Annotated in this window: 18 protein-coding genes; 10 read left to right on the top strand and 8 right to left on the bottom strand. The window is 73.0% G+C overall.

Annotated elements, in window-relative coordinates; genetic code table 11:
* Positions 1 to 2: 2 nt before the first annotated feature.
* Positions 3 to 1,337, bottom strand: coding sequence for a hypothetical protein (locus ACO229_RS09515; RefSeq protein WP_423464702.1), 1,335 nt, complete (start codon positions 1,335 to 1,337; stop codon positions 3 to 5).
* Positions 1,338 to 1,490: 153 nt separating this feature from the next.
* Between ACO229_RS09515 and ACO229_RS09510 the strand changes: the two genes are divergently transcribed.
* Positions 1,491 to 1,673 (top strand): hypothetical protein, encoded by a 183-nt coding sequence (locus tag ACO229_RS09510; protein WP_423464701.1) that lies wholly within the window; start codon positions 1,491 to 1,493, stop codon positions 1,671 to 1,673.
* 331 nt (positions 1,674 to 2,004) lie between these two features.
* Positions 2,005 to 3,180 (top strand): glycoside hydrolase family 76 protein, encoded by a 1,176-nt coding sequence (locus tag ACO229_RS09505; RefSeq protein ID WP_423464700.1) that lies wholly within the window; start codon positions 2,005 to 2,007, stop codon positions 3,178 to 3,180.
* A 61-nt stretch (positions 3,181 to 3,241) separates the two neighbouring features.
* Here the strand turns inward: ACO229_RS09505 and ACO229_RS09500 are convergent, their stop codons facing one another.
* Positions 3,242 to 3,838: a TetR/AcrR family transcriptional regulator gene (locus ACO229_RS09500; protein WP_397430218.1), complete on the bottom strand. Its 597-nt coding sequence runs from the start codon at positions 3,836 to 3,838 to the stop codon at positions 3,242 to 3,244.
* A 91-nt stretch (positions 3,839 to 3,929) separates the two neighbouring features.
* Between ACO229_RS09500 and ACO229_RS09495 the strand changes: the two genes are divergently transcribed.
* Entirely contained in the window at positions 3,930 to 4,892 is a 963-nt protein-coding gene (locus ACO229_RS09495; RefSeq protein ID WP_423464699.1) for an alpha/beta fold hydrolase, read from the top strand.
* Positions 4,893 to 4,943: 51 nt separating this feature from the next.
* On the opposite strand, the gene ACO229_RS09490 is transcribed toward ACO229_RS09495, so the two are convergent.
* Positions 4,944 to 5,561 carry a TetR/AcrR family transcriptional regulator gene (locus ACO229_RS09490; protein WP_423464697.1) on the bottom strand — a complete coding sequence of 206 codons (618 nt, stop codon included), beginning with the start codon at positions 5,559 to 5,561 and terminating at the stop codon, positions 4,944 to 4,946.
* A gap of 153 nt (positions 5,562 to 5,714) precedes the next feature.
* Here ACO229_RS09490 and ACO229_RS09485 point away from each other — a divergent pair, with 153 nt between their 5' ends.
* Together ACO229_RS09485 and ACO229_RS09480 are read left to right on the top strand one after the other, a co-directional pair.
* Positions 5,715 to 6,530, top strand: a complete 816-nt coding sequence (locus ACO229_RS09485; protein ID WP_423464696.1) for an SDR family NAD(P)-dependent oxidoreductase — start codon at positions 5,715 to 5,717, stop codon at positions 6,528 to 6,530.
* The gene (locus tag ACO229_RS09480) at positions 6,527 to 7,453 is read left to right on the top strand and encodes an NADP-dependent oxidoreductase (protein WP_423464695.1); all 927 of its coding nucleotides are present in this window, start codon (positions 6,527 to 6,529) and stop codon (positions 7,451 to 7,453) included. The genes ACO229_RS09485 and ACO229_RS09480 overlap by 4 nt, the downstream gene beginning before the upstream one ends.
* 90 nt (positions 7,454 to 7,543) lie before the next feature.
* Here ACO229_RS09480 and ACO229_RS09475 read toward each other — a convergent pair whose 3' ends face one another.
* Positions 7,544 to 7,924 carry a nuclear transport factor 2 family protein gene (locus ACO229_RS09475; RefSeq protein WP_423464694.1) on the bottom strand — a complete coding sequence of 127 codons (381 nt, stop codon included), beginning with the start codon at positions 7,922 to 7,924 and terminating at the stop codon, positions 7,544 to 7,546.
* A gap of 238 nt (positions 7,925 to 8,162) precedes the next feature.
* Here ACO229_RS09475 and ACO229_RS09470 point away from each other — a divergent pair, with 238 nt between their 5' ends.
* Positions 8,163 to 8,456, top strand: coding sequence for a hypothetical protein (locus ACO229_RS09470; RefSeq protein WP_423464693.1), 294 nt, complete (start codon positions 8,163 to 8,165; stop codon positions 8,454 to 8,456).
* A gap of 132 nt (positions 8,457 to 8,588) precedes the next feature.
* On the opposite strand, the gene ACO229_RS09465 is transcribed toward ACO229_RS09470, so the two are convergent.
* Positions 8,589 to 10,154: a hypothetical protein gene (locus ACO229_RS09465; RefSeq protein ID WP_423464692.1), complete on the bottom strand. Its 1,566-nt coding sequence runs from the start codon at positions 10,152 to 10,154 to the stop codon at positions 8,589 to 8,591.
* On the bottom strand, positions 10,151 to 11,605 hold the full coding sequence (gene mptB / locus ACO229_RS09460; RefSeq protein WP_423464691.1) for a polyprenol phosphomannose-dependent alpha 1,6 mannosyltransferase MptB: 1,455 nt from the start codon (positions 11,603 to 11,605) through the stop codon (positions 10,151 to 10,153). Before mptB ends, ACO229_RS09465 begins: the two co-directional genes overlap by 4 nt.
* 204 nt (positions 11,606 to 11,809) lie before the next feature.
* On the opposite strand from mptB, the gene ACO229_RS09455 reads away from it, so the two are divergent.
* The 4 genes from ACO229_RS09455 to ACO229_RS09440 all read left to right on the top strand — a co-directional run bounded on the left by ACO229_RS09455 (position 11,810) and on the right by ACO229_RS09440 (position 18,822).
* Positions 11,810 to 12,634, top strand: a complete 825-nt coding sequence (locus ACO229_RS09455; protein ID WP_423464690.1) for a sigma factor-like helix-turn-helix DNA-binding protein — start codon at positions 11,810 to 11,812, stop codon at positions 12,632 to 12,634.
* Between the two features lie 198 nt (positions 12,635 to 12,832).
* On the top strand, positions 12,833 to 14,776 hold the full coding sequence (locus ACO229_RS09450; RefSeq protein ID WP_423464689.1) for a S1 family peptidase: 1,944 nt from the start codon (positions 12,833 to 12,835) through the stop codon (positions 14,774 to 14,776).
* A 102-nt stretch (positions 14,777 to 14,878) separates the two neighbouring features.
* Positions 14,879 to 15,397, top strand: a complete 519-nt coding sequence (locus tag ACO229_RS09445) for a hypothetical protein (RefSeq protein WP_423464688.1) — start codon at positions 14,879 to 14,881, stop codon at positions 15,395 to 15,397.
* Positions 15,394 to 18,822, top strand: a complete 3,429-nt coding sequence (locus ACO229_RS09440; protein WP_423464687.1) for an ALF repeat-containing protein — start codon at positions 15,394 to 15,396, stop codon at positions 18,820 to 18,822. Before ACO229_RS09445 ends, ACO229_RS09440 begins: the two co-directional genes overlap by 4 nt.
* A gap of 152 nt (positions 18,823 to 18,974) precedes the next feature.
* On the opposite strand, the gene ACO229_RS09435 is transcribed toward ACO229_RS09440, so the two are convergent.
* Both ACO229_RS09435 and ACO229_RS09430 read right to left on the bottom strand, forming a co-directional pair.
* Positions 18,975 to 19,826, bottom strand: coding sequence for a prephenate dehydratase (locus ACO229_RS09435; RefSeq protein WP_423464686.1), 852 nt, complete (start codon positions 19,824 to 19,826; stop codon positions 18,975 to 18,977).
* 44 nt (positions 19,827 to 19,870) lie between these two features.
* Positions 19,871 to 23,254: a TIR domain-containing protein gene (locus ACO229_RS09430; protein ID WP_423464685.1), complete on the bottom strand. Its 3,384-nt coding sequence runs from the start codon at positions 23,252 to 23,254 to the stop codon at positions 19,871 to 19,873.
* Positions 23,255 to 23,275: the final 21 nt, after the last annotated feature.

Here is a 23,275-nt window from a genome sequence, read left to right as displayed (position 1 = left end):
CGTCACGACCGCTTGCGCTGGGCGAGCAACCACTGGAGCGTCTCCGGGTCCTCCAGCGTCGGAGCGGCGGCGAGGTGCCGGTCCGGCAGCGAGAACGCGTCGTCGCCGTACTCGGTCCACCGGGCGAGGTGGGCGATGCGCTTCTGGCTCAGCCCGCGGGCCTCGTACGCCGCGACGAGACGGTCGTACGACGCCCGCGCGTTCGCGACCGGCAGCAGGTGGTCACCGGTGCCGTGGGTGATCCACATCGGTACCTCGGCCGCCGCGATCGGCGCGAGCTCGTCGGCGTCCGCGGGGAAGCCTCCGGTGAGCAGTCCGCCGGCGAACAGGTCCGGTCGCGTCGAGAACGCCTCCCACATGAGCTGTGAGCCGTACGAGACCGAGGTCGCGTACACGCGCCGTCGGTCCACCGCGAGGCGGGACGTGAGGTCCTCGACCAGCTCGACGACCTGCGCGCCCTCGACGGTCTTGCCGACGCGCCGGTTCTGCGGGGCGACGACGATCACGTCCTCGTGCGTCCTGGTCCACTCGCGCTGGTTCCACGCCAGGGCGAGCATGTCCGAGGCGAGCTGGACGCCGCGGTTCTGCCCGTCGTAGCCCATGCCGTGGCCGGGCAGCGCGACGACGAGCGGGTACCGCTTGCGCGGGTCGTAGCGGTCGGGCAGGCGGTAGTCGTAGAGGAGCTCACCGGTCTCGGTCTCCAGCGACCCGCTGCGGAACTGGTCGACCTCGCGGTCGATCGGCTCCTCGGTGATCCGGTGCGCGGTCTGCGGCGCGGCGGCCGAGACCACGGTGCCGCGCGGGCCCATGACGTCCGCCAGCTGGGTGACCTGGGTGAGCTGGTCGGGGTTGACGCGCACCGAGCACAGGAACGTGGGGCACAGCGAGGTGATGACGGTCCAGCCGCCGTTCGGGTCGTCGGCCAGCTCGAGCACCACGTAGCGCCCGGGCCGGCGGGGCCGGTCGGTGTCGAGCAGCCGCGCGGGGTCGTCCGTCGTGTAGACGTCGGCGATCCGCCGGTCCACGAGGTTCCCGAGCTCGGACGCCGGGTCGAAGCGGAAGTTGTACCCGGAGTCCTCCACACGGAACGCCGACGGGGAGAGCCTCCTGCCGTCGACCCTCGTCGGGTACTCGACGACGACCTTGGTCACCTGCTGGCCGAACGAACCCACCTCCGTCACGGGTGTGACGCCCAGGACCTCGTGCCGGGCGCTCCGGTCCGCCGTCGGGGGTTCGGCGGCTCGTGCCGCGGTGGCCCCGCCCAGCACGAGGACGGCGGCCAGCACTGCTGCCAGGGGCCGGGTTCGAGGGTGGACGCGACGGTGTGATGCGCGCATGCGGGTCTCCTTCGACGGCGCGGGAACGGTGCACACTCACGGTCGGGCGACTGTGCTAGACCGATTGAGCAAGGCTAGCGTCCGCGATCTCGACCGGGAAGGGGGCGCTCGCTCAGACCGGCTCCCGGGTCACCTGCCGATAGAGTCCCCGCCGTGAGCTACGGGTGGAACGACATCATCACGTCGGTGCACGAGGGCGCGAACGGACCCTGGACGTGTCCGGAGTGCGACGAGTTCGCCGTCGAGCTGGGGCAGCGGTTCGTGCGCCGCGGTGTCGTCGAGTCGACGCTGCTCTGCCTCGCCTGCCAGGTGGGGGCCGACGCGCCCGCCCCGTAGCGCCTCGGGGGCCGCCGGCCAGGTGGTGTCGTTGACCGGGCAGGTCAGGGCGCCTAGGCTGGCGGCCGGTTGGCGAGGGCGTTCTCAGGACCGGGTCGAAGAAGACTTCGCGGGGCTGCGTCCGACCACCGCACCGTCCGTGGCCGAGCACGTGGCCGACGGCATCGCCGGGGCTCCCGGTGTGGCACAGGGAACTGAGCACGTGGATGTCCGTACGTCGGGATGACAGCGCTGACATTCACCGCTGCGGGGATGTGGGGCTCGTGCCGAGCACCACCGGCAGGCCGAGCACCACCGAACGACCGAGCACCACCGAACGAAGGAGCGAACGATGAGGTTCACCAGAGCTGCCGCCACGGTCGTCGCGGTGGCCTGCGCGCTGGGGGCGGCGACCCCTGCCGGCGCGCAGGACGCCGCCGCGACGTCGCAGCGCACGCAGGTGCAGCGGGCCGTCGCGTCGTACGACGCGATGCAGGAGTACATGGCCGCGGACGACGGCACCGGCCTCTACCGCGAGCGGTACCCGAGCGGTGCCGAGGACCGCACCTACTCGTTCGAGTGGCCGCACTCCCAGGCGCACGTCGCGACGCTCGACCTCACCGGGCTGCCCGGGCCGCTGGGGCGGTCGTTCGAGGACGACCTCGCGGACGTCGCCCGCGGGCAGGAGCACTTCTGGAACGCCGACGGCGGCACCACCGGGCTGCCCGGCTACGACTCGTACCCTCGCGCCCCGTACGGTGGTGGCGGCGACATGTTCTACGACGACAACGAGTGGGTCGCGCTCGCCAAGGTGCAGCAGCACCTGGCGACCGGCGACGAGGCGGCACTGGCACGCGCCGAGGAGATCTTCGAGCTCGTCGTCTCGGGGTGGGACACCGATCCGTCCCACCCGGCGCCCGGAGGCGTGTTCTGGACCCAGGCCACGTGGAGCACCGACCGGAACACCGTCTCCACGATGCCCGGCGCCCAGCTCGCCACCCGGCTGTACATGATCACGGGGGAGCGGCACTACCTCGACTGGGCGCTGCGGATGGTGGGGTGGACCGACGAGCACCTGCTGGCGCCGAACGGCCTCTACTGGGACAACATCAAGCTCGACGGGTCCGTCGACCGCACGCAGTGGTCGTACAACCAGGGCGTCCCGGTGGGTACCTACACGCTGCTGTACGAGGCGACCGGCGACGAGCGGTACCTGGACAAGGCCAAGGCGATCGCGGCGGCGTCCTACCGCTACTACGTCACCGAGGGGCGGCTGGACGGCCAGCCGATGTTCTTCAACTCCATCTGGTTCAAGAACCTCCTGCTGCTGGAGTCCGTGACCGGCGGCACGACCTACCGCACCGCCATGGCGGACTACGCCGACCACCAGTGGCGCACCGAGCGGGAACGCACGACCGGGCTGTTCAACGCCGGGGACGAGCACACCGAGCTGCTGGAGCAGGCGGCCATGGTGCAGATCTACGCCACCCTGGCGTGGCCGCGCGAGCAGGCGTCCATCCTGTATTGACGCACTGCTGAGCGCGCACGGTGATCGCGGAGGCCCCTCGGCGGCGTCGTCGCCGAGGGGCCTACCTCTGCCCGGCGGCGTCAAGGGCATGGGCCAGGGTGGCGACGGCGACGTCGGCGACGGACCGCAGCTGCCGGGTGGGCACGTCCGCGCGGCTCAGCACGGCCAGCGACTGGTTGACCGCCGCCAGGTGCAGGGCGAGCCGGTCCGCCTCCTGGGGGTCGAGCCGCGTGTGCGCGAGGGCTGCGCGCAGGCGGTCACGCTGTGCGCCCAGGGCCTGTGCGGTGCGCCGCGCCATCCCCGGGGGAAGGGCGGGGGCCGCCATCGTGGACTGCGCCACGAGGCAGCCGGTGGGCAGGGCTGGATCGGCGATGCGGTCGAGCGTGACGTCGTAGAACCTGGCCACCGCGTCGAGAGGGCTGTCGGCAGCGGTCGCCAGCGCGCGGTCGTACCGCTCGCCGTAGCGCTGCGCGTACCGCTCCAGGCAGCTCAGGAAGAGCTGGCTCTTGTCGCCGAACGTGGCGTAGAGCGAGCTGCGGTTGAGCCCGGTGGCGGTGGTGAGGTCCCCGAGGGACGTCTCGGCGTAGCCCTGGCGCCAGAAGGTGAGCATCGCCTGCTCAAGCGCGGCGTCGACGTCGAACTGCTTCCTGCCGACCATGGTCGGGTCCTCTCTGGCGGGCCGTCCGCGCCGGGTGCGGCGCGTCCGATACATGTTGGACCAATCGGTTCAAGATGGCTACCGTGTGTTCGTGACGACTCTACGAACGCCCTCTGCGGTCCCGGAGGCGGCGGCGTCCGGCGCGTCCCCGACGCCGACCACCGTGGCTGATGTGCCCCATGACGACGTGCCCGGGTTCCGGCACCGGACGCTCGACGTCGAGGGAGTGCGGCTGCACCTCGTGGACGGGGGAGACCCGGCGGCGCCCGCGATCGTGCTGCTCGCCGGCTTCCCGCAGACCTGGTACGCGTGGCACAAGGTCATGACCGACCTGGTCCGGACGTACCGCGTCATCGCCTTCGACCTGCCGGGCCAGGGCCACTCCGGCCGCCCGGTCGACGGCTACGACACCGGGACGGTCGCGTCGCGCATCCGGTCGGCCGTGCACGAGCTCGGCCTGACGCGCTACTGGCTCGTGGCGCACGACGTGGGCGCGTGGGTCGCCGCCCCCTACGCGCTGCGCGGCGACGGGACCGCGCTCCTCGGCGTCGTGCTGATGGACGCGGGGATCCCCGGCGTGAGCCTCCCGGAGGCCGTTCCGCTCGACGAGCGGGCGGCCAAGCTCGCCCACTTCGCGTTCCATGCCGTGCCCGACCTTCCCGAGACGCTCATCGCCGGCCGGGAGCGCGAGTACGTGGAGTGGTTCCTCACCCGCAAGTCGGCCGTCCCCGGGACGTTCGGCGAGCAGGACGTGGCTCGTTATGCGCGGCTCCTGGCCGCCGACGGCGGTCTGCGGGCCGTCCTCGCGTACTACCGCGCGATCACGCTGTCCGCCGCGCAGAACCGCGAGCTCGCGGAGCGCGGGCAGGTCCGCGTCCCGCTGCTGGCCGTCTCGGGTGAGCAGGGCTCGATCCCGGACATGGCGGCGGCCCTGCGCCCGATCGCCGCCGACGTCACGGGGGTCCGCATCAGCGGCTCCGGCCACTTCATCCCCGACGAGCAGCCGGAGCTGCTGCTCGAGGCGCTGCACGGCTTCTTCTCCCGGTGGGCCTGACGCCGGCGTCTCAGGCTCGGCCTGTCCCTGACGCCGGGCGTGATGCCGGCGTCAGGGACCGTCGGGGCTGGTTCCGCGCAGCCCGCTGAGCGCCGCGTCGATCGCTGCGCTGGCAAGTGCGGGATCCGTACCCGTGCGCGCGAGCAGCGACGTTCCTTCGGCCAGGACGAGAAGGAGCTGCGCCTGCGCCTCGGGGGTGGACGCCGTGGTCACCTCGCCACGGCTCTGGGCGGCGCGCAGAGCGTCCGACACGTGCTGCACGAACCGGCCGAACGACCGCCTGACGATCGCCGTCGCCTCCGCGTCGTACGGCACGAGCTCGACCGCGGTGTTGCCCATCATGCACCCGTGAGGAGCGCCGGGATCGTCGGCCGCGCCGCCGAGCTGCGCCGGCATGACCAGGAGCTCGCGCAGGGCGGGCAGCAGCGGCACGCTGGCCAGTGCGGTCTCCAGGGCTCGTTCGTACTCCGCCCAGTACAGCTTCACGGCTTCGAGGTAGAGCAGCCGCTTGTCGCCGAACGCCGCGTAGAGGCTGCCGCGCTCCACGTCGAGGCCGTCCACCAGGTCCTGGATGGACGTGCCCCCGTAGCCCGACGCCCAGAAGATGCCGCGCGCACGGTCCACCGCCACCGCCGTGTCGAACCCGCGCGGTCGTCCCGTCCTCGCCATGGGCACAGGCTACGACATCTTGACTGCTCGTCCAAGAAGTCCTACGTTAATTCTGGAACGCTCGCACGGAAGTCGGTGGCACGGCTCGGCAGCCGCAGGCCGGGCGGGCAGGACGGCGTGTGCCACGGGGCACCGCCCAGGACGGGAGACGAGATGAAAGACCTTCGTGCGTACGGCTCGTACGCTGTCGTGACCGGGGCGTCCTCGGGCATCGGGGCGGAGTTCGCCCGCCAGCTGGCCGCCGCCGGGCTCGACCTGGTGCTGGTGGCCCGTCGCCGCGACCGCCTCGCGGCGCTGGCCGCCGAGCTCGCCGACCGGCACGGCACCGCCAGCAGGGTCGTGGTGCTCGACCTCCTCGACGACGGTGCGGTGGCGGAGCTGCGGGCCGCCGTCGCCGACCTGGACGTCGGCATGGTCGTGGCGAACGCCGGTACGTCGGTACCGGGCGTCCTCACGGAGCACTCGCTGGCCGACGAGCTCGACGTGCTCACGCTGAACGGCACGGTGACCCTGCAGCTCGCCCACGGCTTCGGACAGGACTTCGTCCGCCGTGGCCGCGGCGCCGTCGTGCTGCTGTCGTCGATGATCGCGGCGGTCCCGGTGCCGTACCAGGCCAACTTCGCGGCCGTGAAGGCCTATGTGTCGTCGCTCGGGCAGGCGCTGAACCACGAGCTCAAGCGGGACGGAGTCGACGTGCTCGTGCTGTCTCCCGGTCAGACGCGGACCGAGGGCCTGGACAACACCCCCGGGATCGACTTCGACAGGCTCGTGGGCCACAAGATGGACCCGTCCCGGGTGGTCCGCGCTGCCCTGGACGGGCTCGGCAGGCGCGCCCACGTGGTCCCGGGCGTCGTCAACAACGTCGCGGACCTCATGAGCAGGTACCTCATGCCCCGGCGCCTGTCGGTGCGGATGTACGGCAGGTTGATCGGGGGAGCGCTCGTCGGCGACGCCCGGAGCGTCGCATGAGCCGCGCCGTCGTCCGGGAGGGATTCGGTGGTCCCGAGGTGCTCCACGTGCGCGACGTCGCGGAACCGCACGCGCGTCGTGGCGAGGTGCGCGTCAGGGTCCGGGCCGTCGGGCTCAACCCGCTGGACTGGCAGCTCGCGTCGGCGCCCGGCCTGGCAGCGGCGTTCGGCGTCCCGACCCCGAGCGGGTTCGGGTGCGACCTCGCCGGGGTGGTCGACGAGGTCGGGCCGGGCGTCGTGGGGTTCGCGGTGGGAGACCGCGTGTACGGCGGGGTCCTGGCCCGTGCCGCTGCCGACCACCTGGTCCTCCCGGTCCCGCTGCCTGCCCCCGACGTGCTGCTCCACACCCCGGAGGGCATCGGTGACGACACGGCCGCCGCGCTGCCCACACCTGGTCTGACCGCCGTCGCTGCCGTGGACGCGGTCCGTCTGCGCCCCGGTGACACCGTCCTGATCGGTGGCGCCGCGGGCGGCGTGGGTGTCCTGGCGGCTCAGATGGCCAGGCTCCGGGGGGCGACGGTGCTCGGTACAGCCTCTCCCGGGACCTTCGGCTTCCTGCAGAGGCTGGGCGTGGTACCCGCGGCGTACGGTCCCGGCCTCGCCGACCGGGCGACTGCGCTGGCCCCGGGCGGGATCTCGGCGGCGATCGACCTGTTCGGTACCGAGACCGTCGATGCGGCTCTGATGCTCGGCGTGCCGCCGGACCGGATCTCGTCGGTCGCGGGCGGCCCGACGCCGGCCGGCGTGCACGCCACGGGCGCCCACGCCGCCGACCCTCGCGCCCTCGAGCGGATCACCGACGCGATCCTCGCCGGCACGGTCACGGTGCCGATCGCGGAGTCCTTCCCGATCGAGCGGGTCCGTGACGCCGTGGCCCGGCAGGCGGGGCGGCACACCCACGGCAAGATCGTCGTGCATCCCTGACCCGACGGGGGGACCGCCGGGCGGAAGGCCTTCGGCGCAGCGGCCGGGAGCCTTCCGCCCGCCGGTGGGACCGGGGCAGGCGGCCCGGCGTCAGACCTCGGCGGTCTCCTCGGCCGGGGCGAAGACGGGTGCGACGTCGATGACGATCCGCCAGTCGGCGACCACGTCGCCCTTCCAGCGCAGGATGTCCACGCACGGGACCGTCACGACGGTCCCGTCGAGCCGCGTGTAGTCGACCTGGATGTACGCGACGGTCACGTCGGGCTCCGGGTGCCAGAGGTCCTGCACGCGGTGCCGGACTCCGCCGATCGTCTGCCAGAGCTGCGCGCAGGCCGCGCGCACCTCTTCGTGGCCCGTTGCCGCCGGCGCGTTGCCGAAGGTGAGGACGACGTCGGTGCTGAGTCCTGCGACGAAGCCGTCGGCGTCCAGTGCGTCGATCGCCGCGAAGGTGTCGTCAAGGGTCCGTGCCATGAAGTGTCTCCTCTGGTGTGTGTCCGGGTCTGGTGGGTCTTCGAGGCGGCGCCGTTCCGGACGGTAGCCACGCCCCGGGCCGGGCGGCCGAGGTGTGACAGGGGCGTAAGAACCTGCGGGGGCGCGGACCGGGAGTTCTTACGATGCTGCAAGACTTCCCGCCGTCGGGTGGCTCCCGTGCCCAGGTTCGCCGAGGTCGGCGGCGCGCTGACCGGGTGCGAGCCGATCTGAGGAGACCGTGCCGGACGACCTCGTGCCGGATCACACCGTGGGTGCCCCGCCCCGGAGCAGGGGCACCAGCTCGCGGCCCTGTGACATCTGCCGGTTCCGCGCCGCGGACGACCTCGCCGACGAGACGGTGCTGCCCGCGACGCTCGGCGAGGCGCCGGACCTGCACGGCGTCGCCGCGACGGCCGAGCGTTCCTTCGTGCTGGCCTCGGACCAGATCAACGGCCGGTCCATGGCGATGGACCGGATCGACTTCGGCGTCCGGGTGGGCACCGTCGAGGTGTGGGAGGTGACCAACACCTGACCGGACCGGGGCGCTGACGCCGCTCGCCTCGACGACAAGACGCCCTCACCGTGTGGAAGGGTGAGGGCGTCTCGATCCGCTGTCTCATTCGGATCCCGCCGGCGCGCGAGCGCCGGAAGCATGAACGGCATCCTACCCGGATGCGGGCGGGATCGTGCGCACGACGGCCCGGATCGCGACGACGGAGCCGCAGACGGCCAGCCCGCCGACGACGGCCGCGAGCACCGTCGGCTCCCCGTAGAGCCCCGGCTGGGGCGGCGTGGTCAGCTCCGCGACCAGCCAGCTCACCAGGTCCGCCGTCGCGACCGCGCCCCAGAGCGGCACGAGGATCCGGGGGTGCCGGGCGAGCCCGGCGGCCACGCCGAGGAAGATCGGGAGCGCCACGGGGAGCAGGTAGCGCGGGTACGCGCCCCCGCTGGCGGCCGTGTACAGCACCTGCACCGACACGGAGACGGCCACGGCGGCCCAGGGGAGCAGCGTGACGAGCAGCCGGTCCACGGGCCGCTCGACGTGGGCGGCGCCGGCGGGCACGGGGTGGGCGGGCACGGGGTGGGTGGGCACAGGGTGGGTGGGCACAGGGTGGGCGGGCACGGCGCCGTCGACCTCCGGGAGGACGGCTCGCGGGGCCGGTGCGGTGCGGCCGGCGAGCGCCCCGCCGCGGAGCCGCCGCAGCACCGGGGCCACGTGGGGCAGCAGCGCGATGACCAGCGGGGTCCACAGGAGCAGCAGCGTGGTGAGCGTGAGGGTCGTCGCCGAGTAGGGCGTGGCCGGGGGCACGCGGCCGGCCCACCAGAAGAGGTCGGGCAGCCGCGCCCAGATGACCGGGTCGAGCACCACCTCCCACACGGGCCGCACCTCCCGGACCTGGTTGGCCAGTGCCCAGTCGAAGTGCGACCCCTGGATGTTCCCGGTCAGGGCCAGGTTGCGCGCGTAGAACCAGCCCGCGGCGGCCAGCACCGTGGCCGGGGCGCCGACGGCGAGGCCCACGACCGGGGCCCACCGTCCGCGGCCCTGGGCGGCCCGGACCGACCCCGCCAGCACGACGAACGCCGTGATCACCGTCGCGATGATCGCGGCCGACAGCCGGGACAGCGAGCAGGCCGCGGCCAGCAGGCACAGCAGGATGACGAGCCGCGTACCGGGCCCGCGCCGGATCGCCGTCGCGCCCACCCCGAACATGGTGGTCACGCAGAGGGCGGCGACCAGGTCGTTGAAGGCGTTCCCGCCCGCGTGCGCGACCGCGGCCGCCAGGGCGGCCACCAGGGCCACCAGCCGGGGCAGCACGCTCCCGGGGTGGCAGATCCGGCCCGCGCTCCACCAGGCCACGAGCACGAACAGTCCCGCCAGCAGCGTGTTCACGGCCCGCGCGGCGTAGACCGCTGCCACTGGGTGCCCGGCGTCGGCCAGGGGACCGACGAGCGGTGCGACGAGCACGTAGTAGAGCGGCGGGTGCTGAGCCGTCCACTGGACGGGGGCCAGGCGGGCGCCGTCGGGCCGCAGCTCCAGCCCCTCCTCGAAGACGGGCAGCTCGCCGTGCCACACCTGGTAGGCGTAGTCCGTGTGCGGGGGCTCGTCCCCGGTGACGTAGGGCGGGTCGGTGAGCAGCACGGTGCCCGAGAGCAGCAGCGCCGCGAGGACGGCGGCACCGACCGCCGCGCGGCGCGGGTCTGCGAGGAACCGTGCGAGAGCGCCGGTCACGGGACCTTGACCAGGCCGGCCTCGGCGATGGTGCGCACCCGCTCGCGGCCGTGCCGGGTGAGCAGGAGCACGGCCACCAGGGCCGCGACGGTGAGCGCGCCGCCCACGACGGCCAGGTAGGCCCCATGCAGCGAGGAGTCCAGCGGCGCCACGAGACCGGCGAGCACGCAGACGGCGACGAGCGCGGCGGTGCCCGCACGCCCCAGCCGGAGCGCCGCGAGGAACGGCACGAGCCAGAGCAGGTACCAGAGGTGCACCACGGGGCTGAGCAGGAGCGTGGCGCCCACGAGCACGGCGGCGCCACGCACCGCGCCTGGTGGGTCACCGGTGGGCCGGCGCAGCACCGTCCAGCCGGCCAGCGCGACGAGCGCGACCATCGCGAGCGTCCGGACCAGGTCCCGGAACGCGGTCGGCTGCAGGCCGGTCCCGAGCGTCGCGGACGCCCAGTCCAGCACCCGTCCCACCTGCGTGGGCGCCGAGAGCAGCGTGTCGATGCTCGCGGGCACGCCGAGCGCGTCGACCCAGCCGACGCCGAGGCCCCACAGCAGGCCGGTGCCCACCAGGGCACCCACCGACACCGCCGCGACGAGCGCCGTGCGGCGCAACCGGTCCACGAGGAGGGCTCCGGCAGGGAGCGAGACCAGGACCACGAGCACGCAGATCAGCCCGCCGGGCAGCTTCACGGCCGCGGCCAGGCCCCCGAGCACGGCCCCGGCCACCCATCCGCGCTCGACGGCGGCCACGAGCGCCGCGGCCATCAGGCCCACCATGAGCAGGTCGTTGTGCAGCCCGCCGACGCCGTTGGCGATCATCAGCGGCGAGGTGAGCACGACGGCGGAGGCGAGCGCGGGGCCGGCACCGGTCCACGCGGCCATCCGCGGCACGGCCCAGGCCAGCAGGACCAGGCCGATCAGGGCCACCATCCGGTGGCCCACCACGAGCGCCCACGGGTTGCCGGTGAGACCGGCGCCCAGGTCCCCGAAGATCAGCGGCAGCGGGCCGTAGGGTGCGGGCGTGGCCATCCAGCGAGGGTCCACGGCCTCGACGATCGGGCCGGTCAGCACCCCCGGGCCGTGCTCGTACGGCGACACCCCGACCTGGACCAGCATCCCCTGCGCGGCGTACGACCAGCCGTCGCGGGAGAAGAGCGGGGGAGCGGGCAGCAGCGGCACGGACCACAGCAGCGCGGCCCGCCGGACCAGGCCGAGGGCGACGTCCTGTGCCGCTCCGTCACCGGCGCCGGCGACGGAGCGGCACAGGGCCAGCCAGGCGTGGGCGAGCAGGCCGAGACCGACCAGGACGACGGCCAGCCCCACCATCCGCCCGGCGGTGTGCTCACGCAGGACGGCGAGCTGCTCGCCGCCCAGGATCGGTACGGACCGCGGCAGCGGGGAGACCACCAGCCCGCCGAGCAGGACCAGCACGCTTCCGAGGACGCCACGGGTCAGCACGCTCGAAACCTAGGGGCGCAACGGTACGGGCCGTCGACCACTGCGATAACGTCACGACAACGCGGGGTGTCCGGTCCGCGAACAGGTTCCTGGTGGCCGCCGGTTTTTTGCTGTGGCGGGTCACCGCGGCCGCCGATAATGGTGGCGGTGTCCGTGGTGACCGTGGGAGGAGCTTCCCTTCCCGGCCGATGTCGAGGGAGATGCATGATGGGTGTCGTCGCGGCAACGGGTGCGGGTGGAGAGGTACCCGAGTCCCTGAACCTGGACTTCTCGGCGTTCGCCCACGAGGACGGGTTCGAGCGCGACCTTCGCGTTCGGGTGATCGATGCGCTGACGCGCCTGGAGGTGGAACGGTCCAGGGTGGTGGACGCGATGGAGCGGGGCCAGCGGGTCGCCGCGCGGTTCCTCGGGCGCGGTCCGCAGGAGATCAACCTGGCGATGGCCAAGGGGGCGGGGACCTGGCGGGTCCTGGAGTCGATCCGCAGCTCCGGGACGGTCGAGCAGCTCTCGGTCAGTCTGCCGAACAACGCGTACCACATGGAGCGCGGGCTGCGGATGATCAGTGTGTGGCACCGTTCGGGCCTCGATCCCGACGTTCGGCTCATGCTGGCCGCGGAGGATCCCTCGGCGTACTTCTTCAGCTATGCGCCGGTCCAGCTGAAGATCATCGACCGGCGCAGCGTGCTCCTGGAAGGGCCGAGCATCGGCGGCAAGAGGACCGTGATCGACGTCGAGGACCAAGCGTGCCTGGCGGCGGCCCGCGGGTACTGGGACGCGGTGGTCAGCGGCATGTATCCCTGCGACGGCGAGACCGCGGCTCTGGCCGACCTGACCGTACGGCAGCGTCGCGTCATCGCGCTGATGCTGACCAGCTCCTCGGACGAGGAGATCTCCCGGAAGCTCGGGGTGAGCGTGCGGACCGTGCGCACGGAGATCGCCCTGGTCCTGAGCATGCTGGAGGCACCCAACCGGTTCGTGGCCGGGGTGCGCCTGCGCGAGCGCCTGGGTATCGGGCCGCTCGGCGGCTGACGGCGCACCGCGGCGGGACGCGGGGCCCGGCGAAACTTCACCCGGTCGGCCGCGCCGTCGTCCCGGTTCGTGGCGCGTGCGTTGCAGGTTGCTGCAACGCACCGCCCGTCGCCCCGTGCATCCTCTGCTCCGGCGATGCGTCGGCATCGTGCCTGCTCGGACGTGTCCGCAGCGGGTTCCCCGGGACCGAGGAAGACAATGAGACCGAAGATTCCCGCGCGCGGGCCGGGTGCTGGTGTCGCGCACCGGTTGAGGAAGACGTTCAGGACGGCGACGGTGGTGGCGTCCGCGCTCGCGCTGGCCGTGACGGCCGCGGCGCCGGCGGGCGCGGTCGTCGGCGCCGATGCGGACCACGGGTTCGCCGTCCGGCTGGAGATCGGGACCGGTGACAGCGCCCGGGCCTGCAGCGGTGCGCTGGTCTCACCGGGCTGGGTGCTGACGGCCGCGAGCTGCTTCGAGGCGACGCCCGGCGCCGGCGACCCGCCGTCGGGCAAGCCGGCGCAGCCGGTGACGGCGACCGTCGGACGCGCGGACCTGACCACGACGACCGGCGCCGTCCGCACGGTGGTCGAGCTGGTGCCGCACGAGTCCCGTGACCTGATGATGGCCCGGCTGGAGACGCCCGTGGCGGGCGTGGCGCCCGTGACCCTCGGCGTGACGGCGCCCGCGGCGGGCAACACGTTCACCACGCTCGGCTACGGGCGCACGGCCACCGAGTGGGCGCCGCTGCACCTGAAGTCCGGGCAGTTCGCCGTCGACTCCGTGACCGGCGGCGACGTCGCGCTGACCGGGCAGGCCGGCGCTGCGGTCTGCGCCGGGGACGCCGGCGGCCCGGTGCTGCGCACCGTGTCCGGGGAGACATCGCTGGTCGCGGTGAGCACCCGGTCCTGGCAGGCCGGGTGCTTCGGCGCGGACCCCGCCGAGACGCGGACCGGGGCCGTGGCCACGATGGTCACCGACGTGCGTGCCTGGGCCCTGGACCTGGTGGCGAACCACTACCCGGTCACGTGGTCGGCCGCGCACAGCACCTCCACCGTCCACCAGAACAACTCCTCGGTCGCCGTCTCGCACAACGGCACCTGGACGGCGGTGGTGTGGACCGGGGACGACGGCGCGGACCCGGCCGACGACCTGCACGCCCGGGTCTGGTTGAAGGTGTACCAGAACGGCGTCACCAAGTTCACGAAGGCCGTCACGGTCTACGACCAGCCGACGAACTGGAGGTTCCGGCACCCCGACGTCGGCATCCGGAACGACGGCACCGCGATCGTGGCCTTCATGGCCGACTACGACGGGGACGGGACGTCCGAGGCGCGGGTGAAGTCGTTCGACTCCGCCGGTACCCAGAACGGCGACCAGGACGTCAACTCCGCCATGACCCGGCAGATGATCACGCCGCGGATCGCCATCGACCCCGACGGGCTCGGCTTCGCCGTCGCGTACGAGTACGGGTCCTTCACGACCACGGAGACGAACACCGTCCGGGTGGCCTACTTCAACAGCGTGGGCTCCGGCATGGCGTGGGACAAGCAGGTCAGCACCAACGGCAGCAGCCGCAACCCCGACGTCGCCATGGGGGCGAACGGCAACGCGATCGTCGCCTGGGACCGGGACTACAACGCGAACGGCGACGTGGACGTGGCGGTGCGTGGCTTCGCGCCGAGCGGGGCCGAGGTGCTGCCCGGCTACGTGGTCAACACCAACCGGACGGGCGTGCAGCGGGACGTGAGCATCGCGGCCAACTACGACGGGCACTTCGCCGTGGCCTGGCACACCAACGAGAACGGGACCGACCAGGTGGCGTTCCGGTCGTTCACCGCGGGCGGTACGCCGGGGCCGGTCACGCTGTCGTCGCTCCGCGCGGCACAGCCGAGGGTGGGCGTCGACGGCCAGCGCCGTGTGGTCCTGGCGATGCGTGCCAGCGGCGACGTGCTCGTCCAGGGCTTCACCGCGGACGGCGCGACCGCCAGCACGCTCCCGGCGATGACGGCGACGCCCAGCGCTGACAGCAGCTTCTACGTCAACCCGGAGATCGCCGTCGGCGCCACCGGGAAGATCACGCTGACGTACAGCAAGACCGTCACCAGCACCGGATTCAAGAACATCCAGGTCGGCACCGGCCTGTTCAACGGGCGCTGGTAGGCCCACCCCTGACCCCGGGTGGTGCGGCGTGACCCAGCCTCCGCCGCACCACCCGGACCCAGACCTCTTTGACCTGCCTCTTTGACCTGCAAGGAGAGACGAATGAACGTCACGATGAACCGGTCCGTGCCGCGGGCCGCGCTCGGGATGCTGGCCGCCGGCGCGGTGGCGGTGGGAGCGCTGTTCGCCTTCTCGGCGAACGCCGACGCCACCCAGACGGGGATCGCGGCCGACGAGCTGCCGCCGTCCGCGGTGGAGGACTTCAACTACCCCGGTGCCGATCGCGTACTCGCCGAGTATGGCTTCGAGGTCAAGCGCGGAGACGGGCACATCGTCGTCGCGGACTGCGCGACGGAGGACGTGCTGCGGATCAGCACGTATGGCGACGGCTACAAGTGCTTCCGGACCACCGGCGACTCGGGATGGCTCACCGTCGCCATCGCGAGGGCCAACGGCGTGCGCACCAACAGTGCCACCAGCACCCATCTCGAGCTGACGTCGGAGGCCGGGGACGAGCAGGTCTACGACCTCGGTGCGAACGACTGGGAGGCGATCGGGTCCTCCGACTCGGAGTCGGGCGGCGCGGACTTCACGCTCCTCGAGATCCGGGTGACGCGATGAACGGCGGCGCGCTGCCGATGAACCGGCGGCAGGCGCTCACCCTGTTCGCGGGGATCGCGGTCGTCGGCTCGCTGCCCACGTGCACCGCGACGGCTCGTGCCGCGTACGGCGCGACGTTGGACACTCTGCCCGCTGACTCCGGGCTCCCCGACACCGAACGGGGCCGGGTCGTGTGGGCGTACAAGACGGGCGGCCGGCTGGTCCGGGCCGGTGCCGCGGCCGCCCTGACGGGGTCCGCGGCCGACGTCACCGCGTTCCTCGCCGAAGGGTTGCCCGTCGCGCGGGCCGAGGACAATCGGGCCGCGATGTTCTCGGCCCTGGACTACTCGGGCCGGGTGACTCGCGCTGCGATCGGCGACGCGCTTGAGGCCGGTGACTCGGCGGTGTCGGCGTTCCTGACGGGTGGCTTCGCGACCGCCGTGCACGAGGATCTCCGGGCCATGGTGCTCGCGGTGCTCGACGTAGGCGGGACGGTCGTCGCGCGCCGGGCTGCCGAGGCACTGGAGAACGGCTCCAGTGATGCGCTGCGGGAGTTCCTCGACGTCGGCCAGTACACGGCGCAGGACGAGGACGACCGTGCCCAGGTGTTCACCATCCTGTCCGGCGCCTCACCGCAGGTGGAGGTCTATGCCGAACGTGCCTTGACCGACGGCTCGCCGGGGGCGATCCGGGGGTTCCTCGATTCCGGGCAGCACATCGCCCGGGCGTTCGACGAGGAGGCCGCCACGATCGCCCACCTCGTGGGGATCGTCAAGGACGAGCAGAAGCGTGCCGCTCGGTACACCAAGCATGCGGTCCTGATGTCGGAGAAGGCGGAAGAAGCCGCGGCAGCGACCAAGGCCGCGGCACTCGAGGCCAGGGCAGAGGCAGAGGCCGCCGAGGCCGACGTACGAGCGGCGGCGCGCGCCGCGACGAAGGCGGCCAAGGCCGCCCGCGGTGCCGCCGAGGCCTCGTCGATCGCGGTCGGCGCATCCCGGACCGCGCAGTCGGCGGCCAGACGTGCCGCGGGTGCCGCCCAGTCAGCGGCGGCCTACGCGGCGTCGGCGGGTCAGGCGGCGGCCAACGCGTACCGGGCGGCGATCGCGGCGTCCGCGGACCGGAGCCAGGCGGCGGCCGCGCGGGCTGCCGCCGACAAGGCGGCGGCATGGGCTGCCATGATGCCGGTCGCGGAAGCTGCGGCGAACGCCGCAGAGATAGCGGCGGGGGAGGCCAGCACGGCCGGTGCCGCGGCAGCGCGCGCAGCTTCCAACGCGGCCGACGCGGCCTACGCGTCGGCGAGGGCCGCCGAGGCGGCCGGAGCCGCTCAGGCGGAGGTCGCCGAGGCGCGACAGGCGGCCGCCGAGGCGGATGCCGCAGCCAGCCTGGCTGAGCGCGCGGCGGACACCGCGCAGAGCCTTGCGAACCGTGCCAGGACTGCGGCACGGGAGGCGCGGGTCCGCGCACGGTCCGCAGGGGAGCACTGCCAGGCAGCGGCTGCCGCAGCGCGGGAGGCTGCAGACCGGGCCTGGGACGCGGCACAGTTCGCGCAGCGGTCACAGGCCGCGGCCGACGCCGCCGTCCAGGCGGCGACGGCGGCCCTGGAGGCCGTCGAGGAGGCGCGCACGGTGGAGGCCGCGGCACGCGAGGCGGAGGTGGCACGTCTCGCTGTCGACAAGGAAGCGGCCATCACGATCGCACGTGTCAACGCGCGGGTGGAGGCGGAGGTGCTCGAGCTCGCACGACGCGAGCAGACTTGGCAGTCCCAGTACTCGGAGGACGTGCTGGCGCTGATCACAGCCGCCGAGAGCGCGCTCCAGGGCGGCTCCGTCGACGAGGCGATACGGACGGCGCGCGAGGCCATGGTGAAGATCGTCGATCCCACGGCCAGCCCCGCGGCCTGGACGCGGGCCGCCGCGGAGTACGCGCTCGCGGGCACTGACGAGGACGTGATCAATTGGGTCTCTGTGGACCGGGGCGTTGCTCAGTTCCACGACGACCGGATGACCGTCGCCAGCATCGGCGAGGCGTCGACTGACGCAGTCCGGTCTGCCGCGCTGACCGTGCTTCAGAGCGACAACCCGGAGGAAGCACGCGCCTTCATCGAGCAGGGCGTGGTGCACGCTGCTGCCGAGGACAACCGGGCGAGGGTCCTCCAGATCCTCGGGACCTCGCCCGGGCCGGCCGTCCAGGAAGCCGCCGAAGCTGCGCTGAACGATGGATCGGCAGGGGCGTTCAAGACGTTCTTCACCACGGACCTGCCCGAGGCCGTCCGCGCCGACGACACGGCAGAGACCTTCCGGATCCTTGACACCGGTGGGATGTATACCCAGGCCGCCGCCGAGGTCGCCCTCGAGGGGACCCATGACTCACGGCGGCGATTTGTCACGAGCCTGCAGTTCCAGGCGGCGCTGCTCGACCACGACCGCGAGACCCACGTCAACGCGATCAGGGCGTCGATCAACCGAGCCGCGGACCTCGCCAACATGGCCATGCGTGACGCCGCCAAGGCGGTCGAGGCTGCCAGGATCGCCAACGACGCCCAGGAGGAGGCGCAGCAGTGGGCTCGGCGGGCGAGCGACTCCTATGAGGCCGCCCAGGTGGCGAAGGCGGAAGCCCAGCGGCTCGCCAACCTCGCTGCGCGTTCGGCCACGGCCGCCCAGGAGTCGGCCACCACCGCCAAGACGGCTGCCGCTGCCGCGCGTGAGGCCAGCGTCGCGGCGGACCGTTCGGTCTGGCGGGCACTGCGGTCCGCTGGGCGAGCAACAGCTCATGCGTGGTCGGCCCGCGCGTCGGCGACGGCCGCCTACGCGGATGCCGTCGCCGCAGGACAGGACGCCAGCGGAGCAGCCGATGCGGCGAACCGTGCCTGGCTGCACGCGGTGAACCTCGCCGTCACCGACTTCGTCTACGCGCTGACCCACCCCGCGCCCGAGGACTCGGGGGACTCCGCCGATCCGTTGGGCCTGATCCCCAAGGACGTCAGCAACCCCAGGGACTGGGCCTACGTCACCGACAACGTCAGCGCGGCGACCGGCGGCGTCAGCTTCTGGCTCTCCTGGGTGCCGCCTATCGGTGTCGGGGCGCCCGCGGCCGGGATAGGGGGTGCGCTGGGCACCATCTCCACGGTGGCCGGGCTCGGCAACATCATCGCGCGAGCGCAGTACACCGACTACCACAGCGCGGAGATGAAGCAGGCGATCGGCAGCTGGGCCATCGGAGCAGCGATCGGCACGCTGCCGTACCCCGAGAGCGCGGTGGGCATGCTCCACGGCGATCCGGTACGGGGCCGTTGGCGCTCGGTGTTCAAGACACTGACCGGATTCGAGTTCGACGTCGACCACCCGATCCCCGACATGACGTCAAGGACGGACGAGATCCGCGTCGGTGAAGGCCTGGTCTGGGCGTACGACGGCGTCTCCGGTTTCCTCGGCGACCTCGTCGACTAGTTGTGCCTCCGTGTCCCCGCCCGACGGCGGGGCGGGGACACGGTGCGTCGTCGGGCCGGCGCGGTCAGCCGGTCGGGTCGGCCACACAGCGACTCGTCGGAAATCGCTGGCGGAGCGTCGAAGCGGGCACGTGCCCGGGTGGTGCGGGCACGTCAGGCTCCCGTGCGGACCAGCCGCGCGGGGATACCTGGGGTACCGGCCGGCCCGGACGGCTTGGTCTGCTCCAGCCGCCCGAGCAGCGACACCGCCGTCGAGTGCGACCCGAGCATCTCGGTGAGCTTCCCCTCGCGCTCCGCGTCGACGTCGGCCACGAACAGCAGGAAGACGTAGTCGGAGGTCCCGCGCACGGGTCGCGCGACGATGTTCTCCAGGTTGCACCCCAGGTCGGCGAACGGCGCCAGCAGCGCTGCGAGGCTGCCTGGCTCGTTCCGTGCGGGCAGCGCGGCAAAGAGGCTGGTCCACCGTTCGGTACCGGGCGTGCGGTCCTCGCGTGCCACCAGGCCGAAGTGCGTGGTGGCGCCGGCCGCGTCCTCGACCCGGGTGGCGATGGTCGCCACGGGGTAGAGCTCGGCGCAGACGGGCGCGGCGATCGCGATCTCGCCGGGCGCGAGCGAGGCGCACGCCTCCGCCGTCGACGACGCCGCGCGCGTGGGCACGCCGAGCGACGCGACGTAGCCCGCACACTGCGCCAGCGCGTGCGGGTGCGAGACCACGACCTCGGGGACGACGTCGGCCGACAGCGCATACGCGTCGAACGTCACCCGGACGAGCGTGTCGCCCACGATCCGGCTCCGTGTGGTGCCCAGGAGCGCGTCCCAGGTGGGCAGCACGACGCCGTTGACGGTGTTGTCCACGGGCACGACGGCACCCTCCAGCGTGCCGTCCTCCACCCGCGCGATCGCCTGGGCCTGCGTGGCCAGCGGTGTCAGGTCGCCGCCCGGGCAGAGCTGCCGGGCGGCTGCGTGCGTGAACGTCCCCTCGGGGCCGAGATAGCCGATGGCCACGGGTCCTCCTCGTGTTGTTCCGGATGGGCCCAGGTGCGTCCGCGTCAACGGCGCGCACCCTTGTCCTGCAGGAACTTCTCCTGCAGAGGGCTCAGGCCGCGTGCGCCGGTGATCTTCATCCACCGGCAGTCGATCTTCTGGTTCCGGTCCGCCGACAGGTCCAGGCTGCTCTCCTCCGTCCATCCGGCGGTGCCCCAGGCCTTCACGGTGCGGTCGAAGCTGCCGGTCAGCAGTACGTCGTCGGCGGAGCCGAACGCCAGCTTCCAGACGGCCGCGGTGTGCGCCTGGACGACGCGCAGCAGGGCGGAGCGACCGCCGTCGGGCGGCAGTTCCCAGAGGCGGATGACGCCGTCGGAGTCGCCGCTGGCGAGCAGCCGACCGTCGTGGCTGAACGCTACGGTCCACACGATCGTCTCGTGTCCTGTCAGCACCACGCGGGCCGCGCCGGTGCCTCCGTCCCAGAGGCGGACGGTCCCGTCGTTGCTGGCTGAGGCCACGGTCCGGCCGTCGGGACTCCACGCCACACCGTTGACCAGAGCCTCGTGACCGTGCAGGCGGTCGACACCGGTCGGCTGGGGGCCGTCGATCGGGTCGCGCCGCAGCCGCCACAGGCCGACCGTGTCGTCGAAGCTGCCCGTCGCGAGCCGGGTCCCGTCGGGAGCCGCGGCGATCGAGTAGACCGTCTTCTCGTGCGTGCGCGACGACCAGCGTTCTGCTCCGTCGGTCAGCGACCAGGCCTTGACCGTGCAGTCGCTGCCCGCCGTGTAGATGTAGTCGCCCGCCGGGTCGAAGGCGACGTCGTAGACGGTGGCCGTGTGCCCCGCCAGTACACGGACGGGGTCGTGGGCGGGTGGCACCAGGGTGCGGGTGGTGGCCGGCGCCGGGACGCGCCACACCGAGACGGTGCGGTCGAAGCTGCCTGCCGCGACCAGTCGACCGTCCCGGCTGATCTCCACGCTCGTGAGGGAGTCCTTGGGACCGCGCAGGCGGGCACGCGACCGCCCCTGCGGGTCCAAGAGGACGACGTTGTCGAAGAGCGTCGCTGCGCGCTCGTCACCCGGGCCTGTCGCGACGCCCTTGGCCGGAGACCGAACACCGAGGATGAGGTCCACGAACCGCGCGTCGGTGAAGTCGGCCCGGACCAGCCGGGCGTCGGTGACGTTCAGGGACTCCAGCACGGATCCGGTGAACCGCGCACGCTCGAGATTGCCGCCGGAGACGTCGGCGTTCCTGATGACGAGCCCGGAGAAGTTGCCGTTCTTGAGAGTAAAGCGGTGCACGTGCAGCAGCGACAGCACGTTGCCGGCCGTGTACCCGTCGTCGCCGTGCGCCCGCACGTGGTCGAGGTGGTCGTACAGGCGTTGCGGGTCGAGGTCCATGTCCGCCAGGAACGCGACGATCTCCGGGGACAGCGTCCGGGCGGCCAGCACGTCGAACCGGCTCTCCGCCAGCTCGGTGACCACGTGGTCGGCGACGAAGTACTCCAGGAACGACTTGTGGGCGAAGCGGTAGCGTCCCTGCGCGTCGCGCAGCAGGTAGGTCTGGGTGGTCAGGTCGGCCTCGACGGCCTCCTGGAACCCGGGCAGCCGCACCAGGTTCTCGGCCGCCACCAGCGCGGTCACGTCCTCGGGCAGCACCTCGAGCGTGTCGCGCACGAACATGTTCCACGCGAGGCGCTGCATGAGGCGCTTGCGGTCCGCGGGGCCGACGGCGCGGGGGCGGCCGCCGCCGATCTCCTCGATCCACCGGCGCGTGTACTCCTCGTACAGCGCGGCGAGCGTGGCGCGGGTGCGTCCCCGGCCGCGCAGGGCCGGGAGGATCTCCAGCACCATGTTCAGCACGAACGGCCGCCGGACCAGGTCGAGCAGCCCGTAGGTGCCCTCGATGACGGTCCACCGGCTCGGCCAGTCGGCGGGGTGGCGGGCCTTGACCAGGTCCAGGATCTGGGAGCGGCTGAAGTCGCGCAGGTACAGGATGTCGAAGCGCCGCGCCGGGTCGCCGAGGATCGCCCCGGCCTCCTCGTCCACGTCGCGGAACGAGTTGATCCGGGAGGTGACGACCATCTTGCTCTCGCGCCCGGCGAGCGTGCGGAGCCGGTCGAAGGCCTCCTTGACGGTCTCGTCGGCGGCGCGGGGCATCTCGTCGAAGCCGTCGCACAGCAGGAGCAGCAGGCCCTGGTCGTTCAGCTCCTCCAGCACGGCGGCCACGGGCCGCGGGATGCCGTGCCGCGCGCAGAAGCCCTCGAAGAAGCCCAGCGCCGACCAGTCCGACCGTCCGGCGGCGTCCTGCTTCGGCGGCGGCACCTCCCGGAGCGGTACCAGGACCGGCAGCCGGGTCTCGGCAAGGACGCGGTCGGCGTCGAGCCGGCCGAGCTGCTCGTGGGCGAGCTCCAGGCAGAACCAGCTCTTGCCGCTGCCGAAGTCGCCCAGCAGCGCGAGCTGGGTGCCGCTGCGGTCACGCCGCCACTTGTCCACGGTGGTGCTCAGCGAGGAGCGCGCCGAGCGGGCGATCTCCGCGCCGTCGGCCTGCCGCTCTGACTTGGCCGCGGACAGGTCGACGAACGAGTCGGCCACCCGGGCGATGCTCGCGCCGTAGGTCTCGCGCAGCCAGGTGACGTAGGGGTCGAGCGGTGCCAGCGTGCGCACGAGGTCGTGCAGGGTCAGCACCCGGGTGCCGGGCACGGGCGGCAGCGACCGGAGCGCGTCGGGGTCCGTGCGGTCGTCCACCACCAGTACGGCGCGCCCGGCGCCGGCGGCCTCCGCGGCCGCCGGCAGCCCGGTGAGGTCCGCGACCCGCGGTTCGCTCGTGGTGCAGGCGACCAGGACCGCGCCGCCGTTGTCGTCCCCGGGCCGGTGCCAGCCGCCGGATCCGGGTGACCCGCTCGCCACGAACCACGGTCCGGCCACGCCGGCCGACCGGATCGCCGACGTCGCCAGGCCCGCGGCACCGAGCAGGGCCCGCACGCGGTTCGCGAGGTGGACCGACGGGCCGTCCCAGGCGCCGTCGCTCGTCGCCTCCTCGATCGCGGCGCCGAGCCACGCGAGGCCGGGACCGCTCGCGGTCTCGGCGTTGAGGTGGGCGAGGCGGGCCAGGGAGGGCGGGAGGTCCTCGGCCCGGGGCACGGCCGCGCCGTCGACCAGCACCGGGATCACCTTCTTGCCCAGGTCGAGCGCGAGCTCCACCTCCCGGCGCACGTAGTCGTCCGGTGCGGTGATGCGGCCGCCCGCCGCCCAGCGCGGCCCGATGAGGGCCAGCACGACGTCGGACCGCCGGATGCTCTCCCACAGCACGGGCGGGAAGTCGGCGCCGGGCGGGATGGCCTCGTCGTCGAGGAACACGACGTGGTTCAGCGATCGGAGGTACTCGTGGTACCGGACGCTCTCCTGGCGGGTGTCGTCGTGCCGGTACGAGACGAAGATCGTGGTCAACTCTTCCTGCCTTCACTCTGC

It is taken from the genome of Promicromonospora sp. MS192, assembly GCF_049532985.1.
Lineage (GTDB): Bacteria > Actinomycetota > Actinomycetes > Actinomycetales > Cellulomonadaceae > Promicromonospora.
Note: the sequence above shows the minus strand (reverse complement) of the source record. Positions and strands in the feature narration are given on the sequence as shown.